Source organism: Stieleria varia (assembly GCF_038443385.1).
GTDB classification, from domain to species: Bacteria; Planctomycetota; Planctomycetia; order Pirellulales; family Pirellulaceae; genus Stieleria; species Stieleria varia.
In genome coordinates, this window is record NZ_CP151726.1 from 2,213,881 (window position 1) to 2,237,781 (window position 23,901).

General features: G+C 57.4%; 15 protein-coding genes. 7 read left to right on the plus strand and 8 right to left on the minus strand.

Annotation, left to right across the window (positions count from 1 at the left end; genetic code table 11):
• Window positions 1-91 precede the first annotated feature (91 nt).
• The 3 genes from Pla52nx_RS07640 to Pla52nx_RS07650 all read left to right on the plus strand — a co-directional run bounded on the left by Pla52nx_RS07640 (window position 92) and on the right by Pla52nx_RS07650 (window position 6,727).
• Window positions 92-2,299 carry an acetylxylan esterase gene (locus Pla52nx_RS07640; RefSeq protein WP_197454954.1) on the plus strand — a complete coding sequence of 736 codons (2,208 nt, stop codon included), beginning with the start codon at window positions 92-94 and terminating at the stop codon, window positions 2,297-2,299.
• Between the two features lie 187 nt (window positions 2,300-2,486).
• The gene (locus Pla52nx_RS07645) at window positions 2,487-4,475 is read left to right on the plus strand and encodes a sulfatase-like hydrolase/transferase (protein WP_146522564.1); all 1,989 of its coding nucleotides are present in this window, start codon (window positions 2,487-2,489) and stop codon (window positions 4,473-4,475) included.
• Window positions 4,472-6,727 (plus strand): alpha/beta fold hydrolase, encoded by a 2,256-nt coding sequence (locus Pla52nx_RS07650; RefSeq protein ID WP_231742404.1) that lies wholly within the window; start codon window positions 4,472-4,474, stop codon window positions 6,725-6,727. The genes Pla52nx_RS07645 and Pla52nx_RS07650 overlap by 4 nt, the downstream gene beginning before the upstream one ends.
• A 186-nt stretch (window positions 6,728-6,913) precedes the next feature.
• Here the strand turns inward: Pla52nx_RS07650 and Pla52nx_RS07655 are convergent, their stop codons facing one another.
• Window positions 6,914-8,008, minus strand: coding sequence for a hypothetical protein (locus Pla52nx_RS07655; RefSeq protein WP_146522453.1), 1,095 nt, complete (start codon window positions 8,006-8,008; stop codon window positions 6,914-6,916).
• A gap of 215 nt (window positions 8,009-8,223) precedes the next feature.
• Here Pla52nx_RS07655 and Pla52nx_RS07660 point away from each other — a divergent pair, with 215 nt between their 5' ends.
• Window positions 8,224-9,699, plus strand: coding sequence for a tetratricopeptide repeat protein (locus Pla52nx_RS07660; protein ID WP_146522454.1), 1,476 nt, complete (start codon window positions 8,224-8,226; stop codon window positions 9,697-9,699).
• Between the two features lie 40 nt (window positions 9,700-9,739).
• Here the strand turns inward: Pla52nx_RS07660 and Pla52nx_RS07665 are convergent, their stop codons facing one another.
• From Pla52nx_RS07665 to Pla52nx_RS07675, 3 genes are all read right to left on the minus strand, one after another.
• Complete coding sequence (locus Pla52nx_RS07665; protein WP_146522455.1) at window positions 9,740-10,138, minus strand: hypothetical protein; 399 nt, start codon at window positions 10,136-10,138, stop codon at window positions 9,740-9,742.
• A gap of 82 nt (window positions 10,139-10,220) precedes the next feature.
• Window positions 10,221-11,648 carry a sporulation protein gene (locus Pla52nx_RS07670; protein ID WP_146522456.1) on the minus strand — a complete coding sequence of 476 codons (1,428 nt, stop codon included), beginning with the start codon at window positions 11,646-11,648 and terminating at the stop codon, window positions 10,221-10,223.
• Window positions 11,614-12,393, minus strand: a complete 780-nt coding sequence (locus tag Pla52nx_RS07675; protein WP_146522457.1) for a hypothetical protein — start codon at window positions 12,391-12,393, stop codon at window positions 11,614-11,616. Before Pla52nx_RS07675 ends, Pla52nx_RS07670 begins: the two co-directional genes overlap by 35 nt.
• Window positions 12,394-12,411: 18 nt before the next feature.
• On the opposite strand from Pla52nx_RS07675, the gene Pla52nx_RS07680 reads away from it, so the two are divergent.
• Window positions 12,412-13,161 (plus strand): TVP38/TMEM64 family protein, encoded by a 750-nt coding sequence (locus Pla52nx_RS07680; protein ID WP_146522458.1) that lies wholly within the window; start codon window positions 12,412-12,414, stop codon window positions 13,159-13,161.
• A 254-nt stretch (window positions 13,162-13,415) separates the two neighbouring features.
• On the opposite strand, the gene Pla52nx_RS07685 is transcribed toward Pla52nx_RS07680, so the two are convergent.
• The 4 genes from Pla52nx_RS07685 to Pla52nx_RS07700 form a co-directional block, all read right to left on the minus strand.
• Window positions 13,416-16,202: a DUF11 domain-containing protein gene (locus Pla52nx_RS07685; protein ID WP_146522459.1), complete on the minus strand. Its 2,787-nt coding sequence runs from the start codon at window positions 16,200-16,202 to the stop codon at window positions 13,416-13,418.
• A 223-nt stretch (window positions 16,203-16,425) separates the two neighbouring features.
• Window positions 16,426-17,367 carry a cysteine synthase A gene (gene cysK, locus Pla52nx_RS07690; protein ID WP_146522460.1) on the minus strand — a complete coding sequence of 314 codons (942 nt, stop codon included), beginning with the start codon at window positions 17,365-17,367 and terminating at the stop codon, window positions 16,426-16,428.
• Between the two features lie 55 nt (window positions 17,368-17,422).
• Window positions 17,423-18,433, minus strand: a complete 1,011-nt coding sequence (locus Pla52nx_RS07695) for a 2-oxoacid:ferredoxin oxidoreductase subunit beta (protein WP_146522461.1) — start codon at window positions 18,431-18,433, stop codon at window positions 17,423-17,425.
• An 83-nt stretch (window positions 18,434-18,516) separates the two neighbouring features.
• The gene (locus tag Pla52nx_RS07700; protein WP_146522462.1) at window positions 18,517-20,400 is read right to left on the minus strand and encodes a 2-oxoacid:acceptor oxidoreductase subunit alpha; all 1,884 of its coding nucleotides are present in this window, start codon (window positions 20,398-20,400) and stop codon (window positions 18,517-18,519) included.
• A gap of 348 nt (window positions 20,401-20,748) precedes the next feature.
• On the opposite strand from Pla52nx_RS07700, the gene Pla52nx_RS07705 reads away from it, so the two are divergent.
• Window positions 20,749-22,704, plus strand: a complete 1,956-nt coding sequence (locus tag Pla52nx_RS07705; RefSeq protein WP_146522566.1) for a YjhG/YagF family D-xylonate dehydratase — start codon at window positions 20,749-20,751, stop codon at window positions 22,702-22,704.
• Between the two features lie 145 nt (window positions 22,705-22,849).
• On the plus strand, window positions 22,850-23,872 hold the full coding sequence (gene fba / locus Pla52nx_RS07710; protein ID WP_146522463.1) for a class II fructose-bisphosphate aldolase: 1,023 nt from the start codon (window positions 22,850-22,852) through the stop codon (window positions 23,870-23,872).
• Window positions 23,873-23,901: the final 29 nt, after the last annotated feature.

A 23,901-nucleotide genomic window follows, 5' to 3' on the forward strand; every position in this document is an offset into this window, starting at 1 on the left:
CATTGTCTAGTAAAGTAAGTGATAAACCTCGCCGACGAGCGTTCAGTGACGATTCCCCATGCGGTCCAAAGACAACCGGAGTAAAAAATCGATGAATAGATTCTTGATTGCCTGCCTACTGATCGTGCATTCGGCATCGTCGTGGGGACAGGATACACCAGCGACCGACCTGAGGGCAGCGTTGGCAGTACCACAAACAGAAGACTCACGGACGCGGGAACATGTGACCTTGAACGGCCATTTTCCGATGAAGGCTCCCGAGAATCCCGCCCAGTGGTATGCCCGGGCAGAAAACCTGCGGCAGCGTGTCCTGGTCGCCACCGGGCTGTGGCCGATGCCGGAAAGGACTCCGCTGAACCCCTGGATCGGGCCGATCGCCAAGCGTGACGGATTCACTGTGCAACGGGTTTCGTTTGAGAGCCTGCCCGGCCATCACGTCAGCGGGTTGCTGTTCCGCCCCAGCGAAGACATCGAGGCACCCGAGGCGGGACGTCCGGGTGTGCTTTGCCCGCACGGTCACGGTGGTCGGATGCAAGTTTACAGCGACGCGGAGATCGCCAAAAAGATTGCTGCCGGTGAAGAACACTTCGCCGCATCGGGAAGCACGCCCAAGTTGGCTCGTTGCGCGACGCTTGCTCGCATGGGATGCGTTTGCTTTATGTTCGACATGTTGGGCTACGCCGACTCGATTCAGATTCCCTACGAGATCGCCCATCGACACGCCAACGCTCGCCCGAGCGAAAAGGCACCCGACGAAAACGGCTGGGTCTTTTTCAGCCCCGAAGCCGATTTGCGATTGCAGTCGATCATGAGCCTGCAGACATGGAATGCCGAACGTGCCTTGGACTTCGTCGCATCGCTGCCCGATGTGGACCCGGAGCGTCTGGCGGTGACCGGCAACAGCGGCGGCGGCACACAGACCATTTTGCTCGGTGCAATCGATCCTCGGATCAAGGTCGGATTTCCCAACGGCATGGTTTCGACATCGATGCAAGGCGGCTGCTACTGCGAGAACTGCAACTACCTGCGGATCGATACGGGCAACGTCGAGCTGGCTGCCTTGTTCGCACCGCGTCCACAAGCCATGTCAGCGGCGGACGATTGGACTCGCGACATGATGACCGACGGGTATCCGCAGTTGCGTTGGTTGTACGCGATGATCGGTAACGAAAGCGATGTGTATTGCCGACCGATGTTGGATCATCCCCACAATTTCAACTACGTCACCCGCGCGACGATGTATCAATGGATGAACAAACATTTGAAACTCGGTCTCGACGATCCGGTCGTTGAGTCTGATTGGGTTCCATTGACGGAAGCCGAATCCACCGTCTGGGGCGAGGATCATCCGGCGCCGACCAACACGGGCGAACCGCACGAGCGCGAGGTGCTTCGTTGGTTCGAGAAGCAAGCGGTCGCGAACTTGGCATTGCCCAAGGGTGAACCAGCAAAGAAGGCGTTTGACGAAACCATCGGAGTTGCCTGGCGCGTGATGCTGGATCCGACGGTTTCCCAAGACGACTCCGTCAAGCTGGAATCGATGACACACAACGCATTGGGCAAGTACTCCGTACTCACAGCGGTACTGAATGACACCGCGCGAGATGCAAAGATTCCGTTTGCCGTATTCCATGCTGGAACGCCTGATCCGCAGTCAATGCACGCGGGCACGAAAGTGATTTGGACGGATCCGGCTGGCATCGAAGTCGCTGTTGATGCGGCGGGGAACTTGAACCCCAAGATCGCCGAGCTGATCGAGTCCGGAGCAGCCGTGATGACTTGTGATCTGGCATTGCAATCCAAGAACCGTGGCAAGACCCCCGAGAACGGTGCGAGATTGATCGACGACAAACGCAATTACAGTGCGTTCACGTTCGGGTACAACCGTACGTTGACCTCTGAGCGTGTACGCGACCTGATGACCGTGATCGCTTGGACGGCAAAAAGGTCGGGTGATAAAGTGCGTGTGATCGGAACCGGATACGCCAGCACTTGGGCTGCCGCCGCCGTCGCGTTCTCGCACGATGCAGTGGCCAAGGTGATGTTGGATACATCAGAGTTCCGTTTTGCCGATGCGGGGGCGTACAGCGACGAGCGTTTTGTCCCCGGAGCGGTCAAATACGGCGACTTGCCCGCTTTGTTGGCCGGTTGTGCTCCGACACCTCTTCGTGTCTTTGGCGAATCAGGCGTCGTGCCTGAAATGACCAGTGTGCTTTACTCTGCCAACAACGCGTCTGACCAGATCGAAAGCCGCGACGGTGAAATTGCTGAAAGCGATTTGAATTGGTTGGCGAAGTAGCCTGGTAGGTGCAAGCGACCTTTTGGATTGAGTTAAAGATGCTTGCCCGGATATTGCATCAGCCGGAGTGCACTAGCACCCGGTTCCCGAGTATAGGCGTGAGAACCGGACGCTATCGCGTTCCGGCTGATGGATCAAACGGCAACGTACTACTTTCAACAACAACTCTTCGATGAATCTCTACCCCATGACCGCTGCACTTCCCCGTTTGTTGGCAATCTTGACTTGCTTGGCGATCTCCACTCAGGCCATTGCCCAGACGGGGGCATCGCGCCAACGCCCCAACGTGGTCCTTTTCTTGGTCGACGACATGGGGTGGATGGACAGCACGCCGTACGGGTCTCAGTACTACGAGACACCGAACATGAAGCGACTGCAGGAGCAAGCGATGCGGTTCACGGATGCCTATGCCGTCCCGCTTTGCTCGCCCACTCGTGCGTCCATCTTGTCTGGTCAGTACTCCTCGCGTCACGGTGTCACGTCAGCCACCGGACACTTGCCCGCTGCACGCGCAGACGTATCACGATATCCCGCCACGGCATCACCCAATCAGCGTTTGATCTACGCGGAGAGCAAACGCTATTTGGAACCGGAGTTGATCACGTTGGCCGAAGTGTTGCAGGCAGGCGGTTACCGCACCGGACATTTTGGCAAATGGCACTTGGGCTTGAGTCAAGAACACTGGCCGGAGCGACACGGTTTTGAGGTCGCCTTTCACGCTGAACCGAGTCCAGGACCGGCCAGCTATTTTTCTCCCTATGGCGTCCATCTGAGCGGCGTGCCAAGCAGCAAACATCACGTGGGAACGATCACCGACGGACCCGACGGAGAGTACATCACGGATCGGCTGACCGATGAAGCGATCGAGTTTGTCCGAGCCAATCAAGACGAACCCTTTTTCTTGAACTTCTGGCATTTCGCGGTCCACGGTCCTTGGGGCCATAAAGAAGACTACACCAAAGGGTTTTCGGAAAAGAAAGACCCTCGCGGCAAGCAAGACAATCCCATCATGGCGTCGATGCTGAAGAGTGTTGATGAGAGTTTGGGGCGAATGCTCGACGAACTGGACCGGTTGAAACTGGCCGACAAGACTCTGTTCATTTTTTATTCCGACAACGGTGGAAACACACACAGCAATGTCCCCGGCAGTCGCCAGATCGAAAACATTCGTCCTGGGCATCCGAAATGGAATTTTGTTCAAGACTGGCAGAAATGGGCGGGCGATCAACCGCCCACCAATAACGCACCGCTCCGTGAAGGAAAGGGGCGGATTTACGAAGGCGGCCAACGCGTTCCCCTGATGGTCCGCTGGCCCGGTCAAGTCCAACCGGGATCGGTCAGCGATAGCGTCGTCGGCCCCATCGATTTGTATCCGACGATCCTTGATGCGGTCGGACTTGCGAAACCCGCTGGCCACATCATTGATGGTGAATCGATCCTGCCCGTGCTGCGTCAGACGGGACGACTCAAACGCCAAGCTTACTTTACCTGGTTTCCGCATTTGGTTCCCGCCGTATCGATCCGTCACGGCGACTGGAAACTGATTCGCCGTTTCGAACCGCATCCGGTCTACCCCGACGTCCGCGAACTGTACAACCTTGCCGACGACATTGGTGAAACCAAAGATCTGGCCAACGAGATGCCCGATAAGGTTAAAGAGTTGGATGAGCTGATTGACCAGTTTGTTCAAGATACCGGGGCGTTGTATCCCAAGCCCAATCCGGCATACAAGCCACGTGATGCCGCCCCAGCGGCAGTCGGCAAAGATCCCACCACGGGATTGGTCGCAAGAAACTGTGAAATGACTCTGGCCTCAGACGCTCTGCGAATCACAGGGACTGGTCGCCAGCCGTTTTTGGGTACCGCACAAGTCAAGCTTGCTGGGCCGCTGACGCTGCAATTGCGGGTTCGCAGCCGGACAGGTGGACAAGCGAAGGTCCAATGGAAAACGATTGGACAGGATGCGTTTCCGGAGTCCTCACAGATCATCGCGTACAACTTACCCGCTGACCCTCAGTGGCAAGACGTCTCCGTTGACGTGCCCATCGATGGAAAAGCAGGCACGATCCGGATGTATTTCCCAGCGGAGGACTCGGCGATCGAAGTTCAATCGATTCGTTTCGAGGATTCGAGTGGCCGTTCAAAACACTGGAGCTTTACAGGAGCCAAACCGTGACACGCTTTAAAAACCTGCGTCTGGCTGCTTTCGCCCTGTTGTGTCTTTGCTGCCACCCTGTTGTCGCGGTCGCCGACCAGCCGCCGAACATCATTTTTATCTTCGTCGATGACCAAGGATACTATGACTTGGGATGTTACGGGGCGACCGAAGTTCAAACGCCGCAGATCGATGCGATGGCGGCACAGGGAACTCGGCTGACGGACTACTACGCTGCGGCACCGATCTGCAGTCCTTCGCGGGCAGGCCTTTTGACCGGATGTTATCCGCGACGCGTCGGTAACGAGACTTGGGTGCACCGCGCTGATTCAAACACGGGAATTCATCCCGACGAATTGACCATCGCTGAGCTGCTGCATGACAACGGCTATGCGACGGCGTGCATCGGCAAGTGGCATCTCGGTTTTCACGAACCTTTCTTGCCACGCAATCAGGGATTCGATCACTACTTTGGGCTGCTGCACAATTTGGATCCGGTCGAAGTTGTCTATTTCGACGATGTGGGTGGCGTTCCATTGATGCGAAACGACGAAGTTGTCCAGCGTCCCGCCGACCCAGCCGAACTGACTCGGCGTTATACCGACGAAGCCATCGAGTTCATCCAGCAGCATCGTGAAGGGCCGTTTTTTCTGTACCTGCCTCACACGATGTTGCACAATCCACTCGGAGTGAGCGCGGAGTTCCAAGGCAGTTCCCAGTGGGGTGAGTACGGTGATGCGATTCAGGAACTCGATCACAACATTGGTCGTCTTTTTGAGACAATGAAACGTCTCGGAATCGATGACGAAACCATCGTTGTCTATGCGTCGGACAATGGACGTGGGCCGGGGCGAACACCCGAGCAACCGATTCGCGGACGAAAACTGTCTACCTACGAAGGCGGCATTCGCGTGCCTGCGATCGCTTGGGGGCCAGGCGTCGGCTTGCAATCGGGTGTCGAATCCTCGGCCGTTGTCCGGGCAATGGACTGGTATCCGACATTGGCCAGTTTCGCTGGCATCACGGTCCCGGAGGGCCGCGTGATCGACGGCCGAGACATCAGCCCGCTGCTCAAGGGTGAGACCAAGATCGTGCCGCCGCCGGGGATGAAAAAGTCCATCAATGCGTTGGTGCCTCTACGCCGCCGCTGGGATCCACCCGGCGAATGGGCTGAGATCATCAATCGCAATGAGTATCACGACGCGTTCTTCTATCACGGCAGCCAAGGTGCGCTGGCGGCGGTCCGGTGGAAGAACTGGAAACTCTATCTGAACCCATCCCTTGAGCTGTATGATTTGGAATCTGATCCAGGTGAAAACACTCTGGTTCGCAACCCCGACATCACCCGCAAACTGCGTGGCATGGCGATCCTGTTCCAAGAAGAGATGCGCATGGATGCTCGTCCGGCAGGGGAAGTCTTCTTGCCGAGAGCGGACGGGCGAACGGAGGTGCCCCAGTCGACGTTGCAGTCATTGAACGTCAAACGAGATGTTTCGTATGCGCATTATGGTGACCGCTCGCTGGAAATGGATGTGTATCGCCCCAAAGGAGTTTGGGGGCAGTTGCCCGCCGTGGTCTGTATTCATGGCGGCGGTTGGGCAAACGGAAACCGAACCAGTCACGAAAAGATAGCCCAGGCTTTGGCCGCGCGCGGATATGTCGCAGCAACGATCTCGTATCGGCTCAGCGGCGAAGCACCGTTTCCGGCAGCGATCCATGATTGCAAAGCCGCAGTAAGGTTTCTGCGTGCCAATGCCAGAGAATACGGAATCGACGACGCAAAGATCGGCGCGATCGGGCTTTCCGCTGGAGGGCATTTGACCGCGTTGCTCGCGACGTCTGGCGGCGTTCCGGAGCTTGAAGGCGATGGCGGCAGCACGGAGTACAGCAGCGAGATCCAAGCCGCGATTCCGATGGGAGCGCAAACGGATCTGATGTCACAACGCACGCGAGAGATTTCAGCCGTGCCGGATCGCGGCCAAATCTGGCGACAGTTCTTGGGTGGGACACAGGAGGCTCAACCGGCGACCTATCGCATGGCATCACCATTGTTTCATCTTGATCAAGCCGACCCACCCTGTTGGTTCATCACCGGAGAGAATGATGACCCGAGCACGCATGCAGATGCGTTCCGTCAGCGGATGACTGAACTTGGAAAGAGAACGGGCCTGACGGTGATCGCCGATGCGCCGCATCCGTTTCTCGGCAAACAAGTTTGGTTTGACGAGATGATCGAGAAAGCGGACGCGTTTTTCTCACAGACGCTCAAATGAATCGTAGGTCATGCTGTGCATGACCTCCCCGTCATCATTCCCGTTGTGTCCAGTCGTTACAGACGCTTACCCTCATCAAAGAGGCCTGACCCCTTTGATGCAAATCGGATTTTGTCATGCAGAGCATGACCTACGATCGCTGCCGTCGTGGGGCAGGTTTTTAACCTGCCCGATTTCATACAGACGTTATCGAACGGTTGCTGATCCGTTGGTGTTGCTGGCGGCGCTCGCTGTGGCAGCTTGCGAATTCGCGTTCAGCCTCGCACTGTTATCGCTTTGGATGTTTGCATTGGCGCGGATGTTTCCACGTGCTGAAACGTTGTCTGCGGCGGTTGAAACAGTACCATTGCTACGTGCTTGAGCATGCGTGGCTGCCTGCTGTTGCGCGGCCGCGAACGCATCCAGTTGGTTTTCCATCGCGTCGGCCTGAGCCAACAATTCCGCGCTCGCCGATGCGATGGCTTGGTCACGCATCTGAGCGATTTCCGCACGTCGTTGGCGTGCCGCGACGGAGATCATCGCGCCAAAGTCAGCGTTTGCAGAGAGGATTCCGACGACGCTGGTGTTCGTATTCTCTCTACGTTGTTGTGCGGTGTCTTGAGAATTCGTGTTCTCGACGGCTTCGCCATTGTTGCGTTTGCTGCGATTCGGACGCACGAATGGATTCGCTTCCTCACTTTCCTGTGCAGTCGCCGACGAACCATGGGAGCTGGATTCTGCCGATGCCAAGACCACGCTGCCACTACGCAGTGGATTGAACTGACCAAAGATCGAGTCGAACACTTCGATATCGGTTTGAGTGACCGTGACGGGACGACGTGATGAACGCGTCGAAGCGTTCAGTCCGGCAGACGCATTGGTACGTGATTGAACTCCTGGTGTCGCATTCACGGAGATGTTGGTGTTCACGTTGGCATCGACATTGGCTTGAGACGCAGATGCGGCGGTTGCTCTGGCCCGTGCTGCCAAACGAACCGCTTGATTCGCTCTGGCTTGGATTTGACCATTCAGTCTCGCTTGCACGCCGCCGGCGACTTGGGACTGAATACGTTGCTGCACTTGTCCTTGTACTTGTGCTCTAACTTGGTTCTGAACCTGTGCTTGAACACGCTGTTGGACTTGCGTCTGAACCTGTTGCTGAACGCGTTGCTGAGTCTGATTTTGCGCGGCCCCTTGGCCGGGCAACAATCCACCCAGGCCTTGAGCCTGCGTCAACGTTGCCGATGCCAGGAGCACAGAGACAAGTCCGGTGGAACGATAAAGCGATCTGCGAATATTCATCCGTGAACGATTCCTCAAGAGACGGGATGGGGCTTGCGGAGAAGTTGTCGAATTGACGACGAGCTTCGTCGCATTGTGTTTGGACGTTGAAGATTGGGGTAGCGAACATTGTCAATCGTTCGATACCTCACACTTCGAAGCCAACGGTAATAGAACGAGTCCCTCTGCAACCAGACGGGTTTCTCCGATTTGCCGACTTCGAACCAAATGATTCGATGAGTCATATGCTTGTGCGAAAGATAAACCTCTTGTCTCGTATTTTATTGATCGCATTTCTGTTGATCAGCATTTGTGCTGATGCGATGGGAACCGAAACGGCGCCGTCCGCAGGGCAGCAGGCGATGCTGGCATTGATGCAGCAGAAAGTTGCCGAGCGTCCAAAACACTCGGATTCCTGGCGAGTATTGGGGCGAGTACAAAAGGCCTTGGGACAAACCGATGACGCCATCCAGTCGGTTCGACGTGCAGTGGCACTGGACGATGAGAATGCCGCTGCTCACTTTGACTTGGGCCAACTGTTGCTCCAAGGTCCCGAGACGAGCGAGGCGCAATCACATTTCAACAAGGTGTTTCAGATCGCTCCGGCCAGTAGCTACGCGGCGGAGTTGACGACTCAGGGAATTCCCATGACGAACGATCCATCCGATCATCCCATGGGCATGCCGGTGATGCGTCCGTCGTCGGGACCGTCCATGGGCATAGAAAACTCCGCCACAAAAAGCGAATCACCATTCACGACGGTGGGATACGAAATGCAGTCGTTTGACGGAGCTGACGATCTGGAGACTCGACTAGATTCCTTGGAATCCGAGGTTTCGACACCCACGCATCGATTGCGCGTTTTTTTAGAAACAGGAGTTCTCTACAACAGCAACGTGACACTCACGCCGGTCAGTCGCGAGCTGGTGCAGAGCGACAGTGCTAGCTATCAAGCATTTGCAAGTCCTGACATCGATTGGAAAGTGTTACGCACCGACACGATGAGGATGGGACCACTTTTTCGTGGCTATTTCACAGCGAACGAGAGCGCATTTGAGTCATTCAATTTGGCCAGTTTTCAGCCGGGAGCGTTTTGGGAAAGAGACTTCACACTGTTGGACAGTGAGGTGATCGGCCGCTTGGATTATGTCTATTCGACGGATTACTTTGACTGGGTTTCTGTCGGCAACCGGCATGCTTGGACAGCATCCATGACGGTGATTCGACCGGACCTAAAAGCGATCTACGGCTATTTGACGCTTGCTGACTCCGATTTTTCCGACGATGGCCAGACGCCCGGTCAAACGTCACTGGACGGCATCACGTATTCCGTCGGGATCAGCGAGTTTTTTCAAACGGGCTGGGATGGCATGCCGACTTTCTCGCTCGGGCTGGATGGACAGTGGGCCGACACAGTCGGGGCTGACTATCGCTATCAGTCGATTAACTTGCACGGTTCCTCTCAGTGCAAAGTTTCATCTCGCTGGTCCTTCGTTCCGACCTGGGGCGTTGGCTATCGAGCGTACGATGATTTCACCGGAACCGTATCACGTGACGAGCTGTTCTGGCGACTTCACGGACGTCTGAGCTACCAGTGGACCGAGTTGCTGGCGTGGTCGATAGTAGCCGGTCATGACCGGTTCGCGACAGACAATGAGGACTTTGATACTCAACGGACGGAAGGCGGTTTGGTGTTGACGGTGACGCGTTGAAGGTGGAGTGGGTTTGGATAGCTCAGCCAGGAAAGGCGAACTAGATACGATCTCGAAGGAGATGCCTTGGTTTGCGAGCTGTGACAATTTGCTTATCTCCCACGACGGCAATGAAGTTGTCAGGATCAGAAAATTCTGCAAAGTGCACTGTGATAACACACTTTCCATTCCCATCGACCTCAACGACCAAACCGTCGTCGTCGTAACATTCATTGGTGTTCACAATTGAAATGCCGCTTTCATGTCTGCTTACAACCACAAACGAATCTGGCGGCAAGTTTCCAAACTTGTATTCAATACCTTCCTCCATGTATCCAATTGATTGCAGGGAAGTGTAGAAATCGGCGTTAAAACGTCTTTCACGACATCCAATCGCTAACATGACTGCACACAACAATAGTAGGCGAAATAGAAATGGAGTAAGTGAGAGATTGGTCATGGCAGTTTCGGTTGAGTGAGTGCGAAGTGCTCTGTCTGCAGCAGTATTGTCCCTGCGATGTCTATGGAATGGGTCGTGAATGTCAGCCTGGAAAGGCTGACGTACTGCTGAGCAGTTTGACTTGTAGGCGTCGGTGACGGCTGTCCCAGCCGACGACGGTGCCGCGACCGCTCCACACGTCCCGTCCGGCTTGCTCGAACTCGTCGGCCAAGTCATGCGGGACGTACAACACCATCGGTAGCGGTGGGTCGGTGTAGCGAGCCCAAACCGCATAGCCATCTTTGTAGACGTGGGGATCGTCCTCGCCGCTGTACAGCAGTCGCCGTTCGACGAACGCTTCGATGTCAAAGTTCAGGCCGTTGACTGCGTCCACCAACATCTCGACTTGCTCCTTGTCATCTTTGGAACTCCAGATGTGCGAGGCGGTTTCCGCGAACGTCAGGCCGGATTCATCGTCAGCGGGCGGCGACACCGTTGTTTCCGTACGAGTTGGGGTCGTCGCCACGGCTTGTTTGCCGCTGGGCACGACAGTGATGTCGAATGACTTGCTCCAGTCGGGCCAACGTGGAATGTCCACACGGACTTCGACACTCCATTTGATGTCGTTGTCGTTCAGATCAATGGAGTACGGAACATCGCCCGGCAGTGGGACGGAGAGAGGAAAGTGTTTGGCGACACCGGGCTTCAACACGCCGGCGGGTTCGAGGACGGTTTCGGTTTCGTAGAACGTATTGGAGTGCGTCGTTCGATTGCTGCCGCTGCCGCTGATGCAGACTTCTTTGCCGACAAACTTCATCGTGACGCCGTTGATCGGCACGTTTTTTCGTGGCTGGAGTTTCAACTCGCCATTGACTTGTTCGCCGGGTGAAACGCGGATGGATTTCAATTCACAATGAACCTCACCGAGCAAGAATTTTGGCAAGTAGTACTTCATCGCAATGAAGCCGCCGATGAAGGTGACGATACCGCCCACGATGAAGAAAATGAAAGGGTTCTGAGCACCAGCGACAAAGAAGCCGGCACAACCTGCCAAGATCGCGCCAAAGACCATGAACACAATCATACTGGTGAAGATCCATCCGATCATTCCCATCTTTGCTGAGACGGAGGCTTGCGCGTCGGCTATCTCAGGGCCGCACGTGGGCTGCATCAAGAACTCGACGGAGGCCTTGGGGTCGAACGCCCAAGGGATCTTTGCACGTGCCTCGATGTAGTGATCGATGTTGAGATAGTTGCCGTGATAGCTCGGGGGCCACTCGGCAATCGGCAACTCGAATCGATATTCTTCGGATTGGCCGGCGGTCCATTGGCCGGTGAACAACGTGACGGTTTCGACGGTGCCCGAGGCGACGTTTCCGCGTCCGTGAGTCTTCCAGACGGACTGAACGTCGAGGCCTTTGCATTTCACATCGGCATCGGCATGAACCTTGACGGTTCCCGTGATCTTGCCGCCGCCTGGGTAAACACCGGAGGGTTCATCCAAGGTGATCGATAAATCGCATTTTGCCATGAGAGTTCACTTGTTGTTGGACGATATCGTACAAGTAGCTTTCCATTGCGCGCACGTCCGTTCCAAAACGACGGATCAGTGCCCGACAATCAGCTAAGCTGATTTCTGGAACCGATGCCTCGGTATCACGACGCGAGGCGTGGATTCGCTGATTCAAGATTTGTTGCAACAAAGAATCGCTCAGTTGCAATCCGATGCGTTCGGTTTGCACGGTGTAGCCCGCGCGACGAAGCGGTCCGCTGAGATTGCGATGTGTGGCGAGAACAAGCGGCAGTCCGCTGGCAAAGACGGCCTGTCGAATCCGACGCGGCATACGCTGAGCCTCGTCGATCATCACGACACTGCCCGCTGCAATCGGAGGACATGGTTCGTCTTCGGGCAAGTACGCGTAGGTCGCGTCGGGGATGTGGCGTGTGATCGCCAGCATTCGCGTCGTCTTGCCACGACCACACTCGCCGATGAACTGGTAGGCTCGACGCGGTTGGGAAATGAACTGGGCGACCGCCTGAACGTCAACCACTGCCAGTTCGATTCTTTCTTGGCGGGTCAACTCGCCGAAGGGGTTTCGAGACAGATTGTGCGACGCCCAGCGTTGAGCCGGCGCGCCGATCCAGCGGTTGCTGGTGAGCGGCGGAGATTCGATGGTTGTCGATGTCCCGCGAGTCATATGTGTCGTCGAATCGCTATCATGGTGTGAAGGGTGTGCGTATATGATGCCACCACCACGCATGGCTTCGCAAGCCATGACCGAAATCTCTAACAGGTGTTCTGTCCAATCACTGTCGCAAACGATCCCGCCACCCGCCGCCTACCCTTCATTCGCATCATCGCCGCTTTGGCATTGATCGCGTTGGCAGTGACTCTTTGGTGGCGCGGAGTGGAGTTTCGCGATGTTTCGCGTTGGGTCGCGGAGCAAGGGAGCTGGGCACCAGCCTTATTTGTAGTTGTGTCGATCGGGTTGATGTCGACCGTGGTGCCCAAAACGGTGATTGCGCTCTCCGCGGGTGCTTTGTTTGGGACATGGCTCGGGGGCGCATTGTTGTTGTTGATCGCCGTGATTGCAGCGTTCGTGAATTACATCCTGGGGCGATGGTGGTTTTCCGAAGTCACGCTTGGATCACCGAAGGATTCAGTAGCTGGGGACGAAGAGGCTGAGGAAGAAGATGAGTCGGGGCAACAGCGCCCGTGGCTGGAGGCAATTGCTCAACTGGCGGGTGAAGCGGGGTTCGGGTTTCACCTGTTGGTGAGACTTTCTCCCCTGCCCACGATGGTGATCAGCTATGCGATGGGAGCTTATCGCGCGAGATTGGTGCCGTATTTATCGGCGGCGGCGGTTGCCGCGGTCCCGCAGTTGTTGTGGATTCACGCGGCAGCGACTGCGGTGGATTCCGAGGCGACTGGGAGCCGCCTCGTACCGACGATCGCGACGTTCACGTTGGCGATCATTGTTTTTGCACTTCTGCCGCGGCTGACTTATTTACGTTTGAAAGAAATCCGCGCGGGTGCGGGATAGTCGCTCGACGTTCCGCGTCGATGGCGTGCCCTTTCTAGTGAATTCCCAATTTAAGACGCTTACTTGCGCAGACAGTCCCCCTCCCTCGCATTCGCCTAAACGGCTCTGCTCGACCTCCCCCAGGTTCCTTGGGGGAGGTGACAGTGGACAAGGAATGGCTCAAAAAACAACGCTGAAACGTCGAGTCAACACTGAATTTTGAATGGCCGAGGTCCACGCTATCGATCTAGAAGATCAAGCGACGATGAAGGCGATCACTGATCGGCGTACACCATCGTGGCTTCTTCCTTGGTCACCGCGACCTTGGACTGGTCGCTTGTCACCACGGCTTTGATGATGTGGCTGCCAGGAGCAGTGCCGCGAGCTTTCACGCGGTACACGAATTCACCGTTGGCCTGCAAAATGGCTTTCGGGGTGAAAGCCACCGTGCCGCGACCGTCGGTTTGGAAATCGCCGTTGCCGACGAGTTCCAATCCGGGTGGTAACAACATCTGAACCCGGACGTTGCTGTCGTCCTTGGAGCCTGAGTTGTTGACTTTGATCTCGTACGTGGTCTCGCCTCCGACCTCGATCGGGTCAGCTGAGTCGCTAATCGCAAACGACAATTCAGCCAATGAGTCCACCGCGACGCGACTCTCGTTGGTCGCTTTTTGGCCCATGTCGGCTGTTGCTTCGACCTGCAAGACACGTTCGCCTTCCTCGACAGGCAACAAAGTCAATTTGACTTGACCCGATTCGCCTTTGCCGAGATTTGGCAACGACCAGAAGACCGCATGTCGGGACGGGTCGTATTGGCCTTCGTATTCCGTTTCCACGAAAGTGAACCCGCGATCGAGCTGGACCGCGATTTCCACATTGCGTGCGTCGTCTGTTCCCGCGTTGGCAACGTTCATCAAGAACGTTGCTTGGCGTTCCAGGTAGCGACGCGACGGTCCGGTCAAGCTGACTTGCAACTGCGGCGAGATGACTTCGATGGCGATCGTGTGCGTACTTTCCAAGCCATCGTCACCTTTGACCGTAATCGTGTTCTCGACAATCCCGGGCTCGACCGCACGCATCCGCAGCACTTGACGACGCTGCTCACCGGGACGAAGTGTTCCCAGCAAGTTGTCCAGTTCACGACCCGCGGGGTGCGAAAGACCGTCGGGGACGTTTTCTTGCAGCAACACGTTGGTCGCATCGCCGCTGCCCGGGTTGCTGATTTCCAGTTCGATCTCGACTTGCTGTCCAATGGGCACTTGTTTGACAGCGTGTTGAACGATTTTGAGTTCGGGACGGGTGCTGACCGTACGCACCGACGCGGCGGCTTCAAAGGTCACGCGTGCGACGCTGCCCAGCTCGCCTTCTTGTTCGGGAACCAACTGCAACGTGATCGTGCGTTCTTCGCCTGCCTGCAGATCGCCAAGGACCCAGAAAAGTTCCGGCTGATACTTGGGGTCCGGACGGGGAGTGGCGTCTTGTAAACGCATTCCTGCAGGAACACGGTCTTGCACGCGAACGTCGAGCGCCGTCGCGTTGCCGACGTTTTGCACATGGATAACAAACGAGGCCGGCTTGCCGACTTTGACTTCCTCCGGTGCCCGCTTGTGAATCACGACACTGGGTTGCTGGACTCCATCGAGAGTCCGTTCTCCCGGCGACGCCATGGTCGGACCCTTGGGCGCGAGATCAGAGGACGATGGCGGTAGTTGCTGGTTGCCGTTGAGTGATCCAGGGACGCCGCTGCTCTGTGTCGATGCGACACGTGCAGGTACCGGGGTAAACGAGTTGCCCCTAGGCAACTGAGGTGCTTCGGTTGCTGGATAGCTGGGTGGCGGCAGTTGAGGCGGTTGGGCTTGTCCGTACGGCGACGCAGCCATGTTTTGTGTCGGAGCGGCTTGCGGTGGGTTGTATTGTGCTGGATCGTATTGAGCCGCGTTGTACTGAGCTGGGGCGTATTGTGGTTGGGTACCGTTGTGTTGGCCCGGCTGTGGGTATGGCGGAGTTTGCGATTGCGCGACGGCTGATTGTGAATCAAATCCGGGGTATCCCGGCATGGATGCTGGCGCGGGTGCGCCTGCTGCCGAGTAATCGGGTTGTGTTTGTGTTGGATCGTAGCCGTTGTCGTAGTTGTTGCCGACGAACCCGTTCGCGGTGGTCGAGGGAGCGGTATCGGCAGCGGGCAAGTTTGTTTCGGCGGCAAATTGCATCGCAGGCACGTTGAAGTCTTGACCTGCGTCAGCATCCCAAGCTGCGTCTGCGGCTGGCGTGTTCATTGCGGCGGCAGTTGGATCGGTCGCGTTGTCAACGAATCCACCATTGGGCGTCAAGCGAATGGATGGCTCCGCATTGCTCCGCAAGGTCATTTGGGCAGAAGACTGAGGCGTAGTTTGCTGCGTTGGTTGATCGTCACCCGGCAAAGTCACAGCGCCGAGCATTGCGACGGGCGACATGAAGGGAGCCTCCGCGGTTTCGGATGGCACGTTGGCCATCTCGGGCATGTTTGGCATCTCCGGCGTGTTGGGCATCGACGGTGATTCCGTCGCGACTGGCATTTCGTGCTCGAATCCCGCTGGCGTCGAAAGAGCGCCGTTGCCACGAAGGTCGTTCGAGGGTGCGTCGGTGACTGCGGGGGTCATGCCCGTCATTGATTCAGCAGCGTCCTGTGGTGGGGCTGCTGTCGGTGGAGCGGAATCATTGACATCGGCAAAGGTGGGCATTCCCATCGTCATCTGCGGTCCGCCTCCTATTGCCGGGGCAGATGACGTGTCGACGGTTTCGTTTGCGCCGTCACTGGCGCCCGATGGCAGCGTGAAGCCGGCTCCGTCTCCCACCGGTTCGACGTGTTGAACCAATTGAACGGCAGACGGTTCCCAGGTTTCAGCGGAATCCAAATCGGTTGGGCCGCCAATGGGCGAAACGGGCTGATCCGTGGCCTTCGAATCGACGTTCCACGCCGTTTCGGTTCCATTGCCGAGGTCTTTACTGCCCTGAGCGGCCATAATGGCGCCCAACAAAATGGTTACAGCCCCGGCGGCGAGCCGGATACCAAAAGCTTTCATCGGTCACAATCCATGTGTTGAGAACAACGACTGGTCCTACAGTCACACGGACGAATAGCAGATTCCTGTGGCCCGACAAAAGAGCGATCGGGCGGCGGTAGCGAGAGAATTTTGGATTTAGGGTGGGTTGTGCGTCAATGTACGTCAGCCTTTCTAGGCTGACATGGGGTGCGGAGTGTCAGGCTGGAAAGCCTGACGTACTGGTACCTGACGTACGGGCCCGCTAGAGGCCGAGGTCGCCGAAGAGCGGGGTGCTGAGGTAGCGTTCCCCCAGGCTGCACATGATCGTGACGATCCGCTTGCCTTTCATCTCGGGGCGGGCGGCGATTTGAGCGGCGGCCCACATGTTGGATCCGCTGCTAATGCCAGCAACGATGCCCTCTTGCTTGGCCAGCTGCCGTCCCCACTCAAACGCGTCTTCGTCATCGACTTGGACGACATCATCGATGATCGAAGTGTCCAGGTTGCCGGGGATGAAGCCGGCACCGATGCCTTGGATGCGGTGCTTGCCTGGAGCTCCACCGCTGATCACGGGCGAGTGTTTGGGCTCGACCGCGAAGGCTTTGAAATCGGGATTCATCTTCTTCAGGAATCGTGACACGCCGGTGATCGTTCCGCCCGTCCCGACGCCGGCGACGATGGCATCGATATTGTGCCCGCTGTCTTCCCAAATTTCGGGGCCCGTGGTTGCTTCGTGAATCGCGGGGTTGGCCGGATTCTCGAATTGCTGCGGCATGTAAGCATTTTCGCCGCTTTGGGTGATCTCGATCGCTTGATTGATCGCGCCCTTCATGCCGTCGCCCGCCGGTGTCAGCACGAGGTTTGCGCCCATGGCTCTCAGCAAGGCGCGTCGTTCGACGGACATCGATTCGGGCATCGTCAACGTCAACTTGTATCCTTTGGCGGCACACACGAATGCCAACGCGATCCCGGTATTGCCGCTGGTCGGCTCGACGATGTGGGTCTCTGCGTTGATCTTGCCAGCCTTCTCCCCGGCTTCGATCATTGCGACCCCGATGCGGTCTTTGACGCTGTTGAGCGGTTGAAAGAACTCGCATTTGGCGAACACGGTCGCGCCACCGGCAGGGACCAATCGATTGATCTGAACCATTGGTGTATCGCCGATGGTTTTGGTGACGTCAGAGTACGTTTTTCCACGTGACATGGGATCCTCCCGGTTTGTGATGAACGTGATGTGATGGCGGCGTCGACCGAAAACTTTATTCCACTTCCCAGGTATCACCGGCGCGGAACAAGGCTTCGAGGTCTCCCTCGCCTTTCTTGGTTTTTGCTAACGCAACTTGATCGTTGATTTGGTCGTTGTAGGTGGCGACTCCGGTGACGGCACGCAACACGCCCATGGGTTCTGGCATTTCGGGATACCGCATGCGGGCGAGCATCATTTGGATGGACGGATTGGGGTCCTGTTCGTCATGAATCAGCAAATCGTCATCGGGCACTTCGCTACGTTGGACGATTTCCAAGTGGTTGCCGACCAGGCGGATGCCTTTTTCGTTGTCGTGGCCGAACACCAGCGGTTTGCCGTGTTCCAACTCGACCACATTGTCCGCACGTTGTTTCTTTTCTTGTGCGTATGCCATGGCCCCGTCATTGAACACATTGCAGTTCTGGTAGACCTCGACGAGCGAGGTTCCTTTGTGCTGTGCGGCTCGCTTGAGCACATCGCCGAGGTGTTTGACGTTGGCGTCCATGCTGCGTGCGACGAAAGTTGCTTCGGCGGCCAAGGCGACCGACAGTGGGCTGAGCGGGTGATCGATTGAGCCCATCGGGGTGCTCTTTGTGATTTGACCTTCCGTGCTGGTCGGGCTGTATTGTCCCTTGGTCAAACCATAGATGCGGTTGTTGAAAAGCACGATATTGACATCGAGATTTCGGCGCAAGACGTGAATGAAGTGGTTGCCGCCGATCGACAAGGCGTCGCCGTCACCGGTGATGACCCAAACCATCAAGTCCGGGCGGGTGGATTTCAAGCCGGTTGCGAAGGTCGGTGCGCGACCGTGGATGCTGTGCATCCCGTAGGTGTTCATGTAGTACGGAAAGCGACTGCTGCATCCGATGCCGCTGATGAACACGATCTTTTCGCGTGGCACGCCCAACTCGGGCAGCACCTTTTTCATCTGAGCCAGGATGGAGTAATCGCCGCAACCGGGGCACCAACGGATGTCTTGGTCGGACGCAAAATCGGCAGCTTTCAGAACGGGCAGAGACATGATTGAACGTGGATGGATGGGATGGTGGTAGCTGTTGAAAATGAAACGGCAAAGCGGTCAGTTGTGACGCGGTAGCATTCGGTCTACCCGGCTTTGCTGACAGCAGCAGCGTTCTTGCTCGCGGCGGCGGGCATGTTGCTCTCGATGGCTTCGACCAGCTCACTGATGGTGAACGGCTTACCTTGGACTTTGTTGAACCCGATGCAATCGACCAAGTACTCCGCACGCAGGAGCATGCGTAGTTGGCCCATGTTCAACTCAGGCACGATGACCTTTTTGAAAGAACGCAATAGGGTGCCGATGTTTCGTGGCATCGGGTTGATGTAACGCAAGTGGATGTGGCTGACGCTGTGTCCGGCCTCTTGGCAGCGTTTCGTTGCGGTGTGACAGGCACCGTAGGTACCACCCCACGAGACCACCAACAAATCGCCGCTCGTTTCGCCGAAGATGTCTTGTTCGGGGATTCGCTCGGCGATCTTGGCGACCTTTTCGGCGCGTCGACGAACCATGTCCTGGTGATTTTTGGGATCGTAGCTGACGTTACCCGTCTCGTGTTCTTTTTCGAGTCCGCCGACGCGGTGCGTCAGTCCTTCGGTCCCCGGGATGGCCCAGGGGCGCGACAGGTTTTCGTCACGCAAGTAAGGCAAGAACGGTTCGCCGTCGTTGGCTTCCGGATGCGTGATCTCGATCTTTGGCAGGTCGGAAAGCTCGGGAATTCGCCATGGCTCGCTGCCGTTGGCGATGTAGCCGTCAGACAAGAGCATCACGGGGACCATGCACTCCGTCGCGATCCGCCAGGCTTCCACCGCGATGTCAAAGCAGTCTCCGGGCGAGCGAGGTGCCAGGATCGGAATCGGTGACTCACCGTTTCGACCAAACATCGCCTGCAACAAATCGCTCTGCTCGGTCTTGGTCGGCAAGCCCGTGCTGGGGCCGCCGCGTTGAACGTTGATCACGATCATGGGCAACTCAAGCATCATGCCCAAGCCCATCGCTTCGGCTTTCAGGGCGATGCCTGGTCCGCTGCTGGCGGTCACGGCCATGGTGCCTCCGAACGCCGCGCCGATGGTCGCGCAGACCGCAGCGATCTCGTCTTCGGCTTGGAACGTCCTGACGCCAAAGTTCTTGAACCTGGTCAACTCGTGCAGAATGTCGCTGGCCGGTGTGATGGGATAGGTTCCATAGAACATGTCCTTGCCACTGACCTTGCTGGCGGCAACCAATCCCAATGCGAGGGCTTGGTTGCCCATGATGTTGCGATAGGTACCCGGAGTCAGCTCGGCGGCTTCGACTTGATAACTCTCCCCGAACGCTTCGGTGGTCTCGCCGAACGCCCAACCGGCTCTCAATGCGGCTTCATTGGCGGCCGCGACATCGGGCTTCTTGCCGAACTTGTCCGAAATGAAACGCAGGGTGGGTTCGAGTGAGCGGCCAAAGAGCCAGTAGACGAGTCCCATCGCAAAGAAGTTCTTGCAGCGATCGGCGATCTTGGGGCTCAAGCCGTGTTGGGAAACGGCGTCACGCGTCAAAGCCGTCATCGGGACTTTGAACACACGATAGGTTTCCTCGATCACACTGGCGTCCAGCGGATTGGACTCCACGTTGGCGAGCTTGAATTCTTTGTCGTTGAATCCGTCTTCGTTGGCGATCAGGATGCCGCCTTTGCGCAAGTCGCCCAGGTTGGTGACCATTGCCGCCGGGTTCATCACGACGAGGGCGTCGAGGGTGTCCCCGGGTGTGAAGATCTCCTCGCGGGCAAACTGGACCTGAAATCCACTGACTCCGGCGCGGGTGCCGCGTGGGGCGCGAATCTCGGCGGGGAAATCGGGGAACGTGGCGACGTCGTTGCCGGCAAGCGCGCTCGTATTGGTCAACTGAGTACCCAGCAATTGCATCCCGTCGCCGGAGTCTCCTGCCAAGCGAACCGTGATGCCGGTAACCGATTTGACTTCTTTAGTGGTCGTCATTGAGAGATCAGGCGGTCAAGGACCGCCATCAGGGGGAGGTATGGGGAAAGCAAGTCCGCACGAAGACATCGGACTTTTAGGGTTGTATCGAGTGTTCCGGATCGGAAACTTCTTCAAATTCTATAAATCGGGGTCCAAAACGTAATGACCGCCTGAGGGGTTTCGGGGATTTTGGGCAAGAAATCGGGAGTGTGGTAAGTCATGCAGCGCTCTCAATCGGCTTTCAGCAAGCAAGCAAATTCCTGAGCAAGGCCGATTTACCGTAAACTGCCCAACCACACTGGGACGGATCTTGTGATCCGACCGCTGCCCCCGGACCCTTTCATCACGACTTTCCTGTTGCCCGCCATGGACTTCTTTGCCGCCCCGCCCGATCCCGAATCACTGTTGACCTCTGCAAAGGGACCCCGTGGGCAATTGCCGCTGACCGACGAAATTCTTCGTGACTGGTCCAGTGGTGATCTGTTCGGATTGACCCAAAGCGTGGGCATGGGGTTCGACCCGCGACGCGTTTTGGGCGATCAGTATTTGATTCTCAGCACGCAAGGAGGTTTGCGTGGCGAAGACGGCTCGCCGCTGGCACTCGGGTACCACACCGGCCACTGGGAGATCGGCTTGCTGGTTCGTGCGGCCGCCGAACAGATCACGGCGTTCGACGGCGTTCCGTTTTCGGCCTATTGCAGCGATCCCTGTGACGGTCGCAGCCAAGGAACCCGTGGCATGTTTGACTCGTTGCCCTATCGCAACGACGCGGCGATCGTGATGCGGCGATTGATCCGTTCGCTGCCACGCCGCAAAGCCGTGATCGGGATCGCGACGTGTGATAAAGGTCTGCCGGCGATGATGATGGCGTTGGCCGGCACGGGGGGCACCGCCAACGTGTTGGTCCCCGGCGGCGTGACCTTGCCGCCCACGGTGGGCGAAGACGCGGGCAAGGTGCAGTCGATCGGTGTGCGTTACACACGTGGTGAAATGTCATTGGAGGAAGCGTCGCTGGAAGGCTGTCGCGCTTGCGGCACGCCCGGCGGAGGCTGCCAGTTCCTGGGCACAGCGGCGACCAGCCAAGTCGTCGCGGAAGCACTCGGGATGACGGTGCCGCATGCCGCGCTTGCGCCCAGCGGTCAGCCGATTTGGACACAGCTTGCCAGGAACTCGGCCGATGTGGCTCGCCAGATGGTCGCCACCGGCGTGACCATGCAGGACATCCTGACGGAAGATTCCTTGTACAACGCGATGCTGATTCACGCAGCGGTCGGTGGCAGCACCAACCTGTTGTTGCACATTCCGGCGATCGCTGCGGCGGCCGGATTGCCGCGGCCGACGGCACAAACCTTTCGGCAAATCAATCAGCAAGTCCCGCGGTTCGTCGATTGTTTGCCCAATGGTCCGGTGGGTCACCCGACGGTGCGATTGTTCTTGGCCGGTGGTGTGCCGGAGGTGGCTTGGCACCTCCGCGAGTTGGGATTGCTGAAATCAAATGCGAGGACGGTCACCGGGATGACTTGGGATGAATTGTTGGATCAATGGTATGTCAGCGATCGCCGGTCGGCTTGCCGAGAACGTTTGCAGCAAGCCGACGGGGTGGACCCGGACGAAGTCATCGTACCGCCCGCGACGGCACGCCAGCGAGGCATGACCAGCACCGTGTGTTTTCCCTCAGGCAACCTTTGCCCGGAAGGCTCCGTGATCAAAGCGACGTCGATCGACCCCAGCGTGATCGACGAAGACGACGTGTACCGCAAACGCGGACAGGCTCGCGTGTTCGTCAGCGAGCGGGACGCGATCGCGGCGATCAAGGGACAAACCGATTCGCCGATTCATCCGGGCGAAATCATCGTCTTGATCGGTCGCGGGCCGCTGGGATGCGGCATGGAGGAGACGTATCAAATCACGTCCGCGCTCAAATACCTGTCTTTTGGCAAGGAGATCGCGTTGCTGACCGACGCGAGATTTTCTGGTGTCAGCACGGGCGCTTGCATCGGTCATATCGGTCCAGAAGCTTTGGCCGGGGGGCCGATTGCCAAAGTTCGCGACGGCGACTGGATCGAGATCAGCGTCGATCGCCGCACGCTCGACGGCCAAGTCGACTTGATCGAGTCGTCCGACGGCCAGCCTGCTGAAACGCTCTTGCGGGACCGTACGCCCCATCCGGACTTGGCAGTGGAAGCTGAAATGCCCGAAGACACCCGGTTGTGGGCGGCTTTGCAACGCGTCGGCGGCGGGACCTGGGGGGGCTGCGTTTACGATGTCGACGAAATCATCGCCACACTGGAAGCGGGGATCAAAGCTCGCGGCGGCTTGTGAGGCGGCGGCAAACGTCCGTGATGAAACCCGTGCTCCTGCGTCTTACGATTCGCCCCTTGTGATTCAGCCCTTGCGATTCAGCCGATCAAGGGCATAATCGGATCAAAATTCACTGCCCGTTCTACCATTCTCAGGAAGCTCAACCATGGCTTTGGTTCCACTTCGCGTTGTCCTCGATCACGCGGCCGAAAACAACTACGGCGTTGCCGCGTTCAACGTCAACAACATGGAACAGATTCAGTCGATCATGGAGGCTGCCGAAGAGACCGATTCGCCGGTCATCATTCAAGCCTCGCGTGGTGCCCGCGCCTACTCGCAAGACGCCTACCTGCGTCACCTGATGCTGGCCGCGGTTGAACTGTACCCGCACATTCCGATCGTCATGCACCAAGACCACGGCAATAGCCCAGAGACTTGCTTGTCCGCGATCGAAAACGGATTCACCAGCGTGATGATGGACGGTTCGCTGATGGAAGACGGCAAGACACCTGCCGACTACGAATACAACGTCAAAGTCACCGCCGAAGTCGTCAAGATGGCACACGCCCGCGGCGTCAGTGTCGAAGGCGAATTGGGATGCCTTGGCTCCTTGGAAAGCGGTGAAGGCGAACAAGAGGACGGTCATGGTGCGGTCGGCGAGCTGACCCGCGATCAATTGCTGACCGATCCGGATGAAGCCGCACGGTTCGTCGAAGAAACCGGTTGCGATGCTCTGGCCGTCGCCATCGGCACCAGTCACGGTGCGTACAAGTTCACCAAGAAACCGACCGGCGAAGTTCTGGCGATGACCCGCATCGAAGAAATTCACGCCAAGTTGCCCAACACGCACCTCGTCATGCACGGCAGCAGCTCGGTTCCTCAGGAATTGCAAGACATCATCAACAAGTACGGTGGTGAGATGAAGCAAACCTATGGCGTGCCGGTCGAAGAAATCCAACGTGGTATCAAAAGCGGCGTTCGCAAGATCAACGTCGATACCGATTGCCGCATGGCGATCACCGGTGCGATCCGCAAGGTGCTGATGGAAGACAAATCGGCCTTCGATCCACGCGCCTATCTGAAACCCGCCCGCGCCGCAATGAAAGAAGTCTGCGTCGCCCGCATGACCGCGTTCGGCCAAGCCGGCAATGCCGCCAAGCTGCGTGCCAGCCTCGGCGTGACCGCCTGATCGGCACCCGCAAGCTGAGAAAACAATTC

Coding starts and splice junctions, on each gene's coding strand:
- Pla52nx_RS07660 (WP_146522454.1), top strand. CDS start 8,224: ATGAGTCATATGCTTGTGCGAAAGATAAACCTCTTGTCTCGTATTTTA.
- cysK (WP_146522460.1), bottom strand. CDS start 17,367: ATGTCACGTGGAAAAACGTACTCTGACGTCACCAAAACCATCGGCGAT.
- Pla52nx_RS07645 (WP_146522564.1), top strand. CDS start 2,487: ATGACCGCTGCACTTCCCCGTTTGTTGGCAATCTTGACTTGCTTGGCG.
- Pla52nx_RS07655 (WP_146522453.1), bottom strand. CDS start 8,008: ATGAATATTCGCAGATCGCTTTATCGTTCCACCGGACTTGTCTCTGTG.
- Pla52nx_RS07675 (WP_146522457.1), bottom strand. CDS start 12,393: ATGGCTTGCGAAGCCATGCGTGGTGGTGGCATCATATACGCACACCCT.
- fba (WP_146522463.1), top strand. CDS start 22,850: ATGGCTTTGGTTCCACTTCGCGTTGTCCTCGATCACGCGGCCGAAAAC.
- Pla52nx_RS07685 (WP_146522459.1), bottom strand. CDS start 16,202: ATGAAAGCTTTTGGTATCCGGCTCGCCGCCGGGGCTGTAACCATTTTG.
- Pla52nx_RS07670 (WP_146522456.1), bottom strand. CDS start 11,648: ATGGCAAAATGCGATTTATCGATCACCTTGGATGAACCCTCCGGTGTT.
- Pla52nx_RS07695 (WP_146522461.1), bottom strand. CDS start 18,433: ATGTCTCTGCCCGTTCTGAAAGCTGCCGATTTTGCGTCCGACCAAGAC.
- Pla52nx_RS07705 (WP_146522566.1), top strand. CDS start 20,749: ATGGACTTCTTTGCCGCCCCGCCCGATCCCGAATCACTGTTGACCTCT.
- Pla52nx_RS07640 (WP_197454954.1), top strand. CDS start 92: ATGAATAGATTCTTGATTGCCTGCCTACTGATCGTGCATTCGGCATCG.
- Pla52nx_RS07665 (WP_146522455.1), bottom strand. CDS start 10,138: ATGACCAATCTCTCACTTACTCCATTTCTATTTCGCCTACTATTGTTG.
- Pla52nx_RS07700 (WP_146522462.1), bottom strand. CDS start 20,400: ATGACGACCACTAAAGAAGTCAAATCGGTTACCGGCATCACGGTTCGC.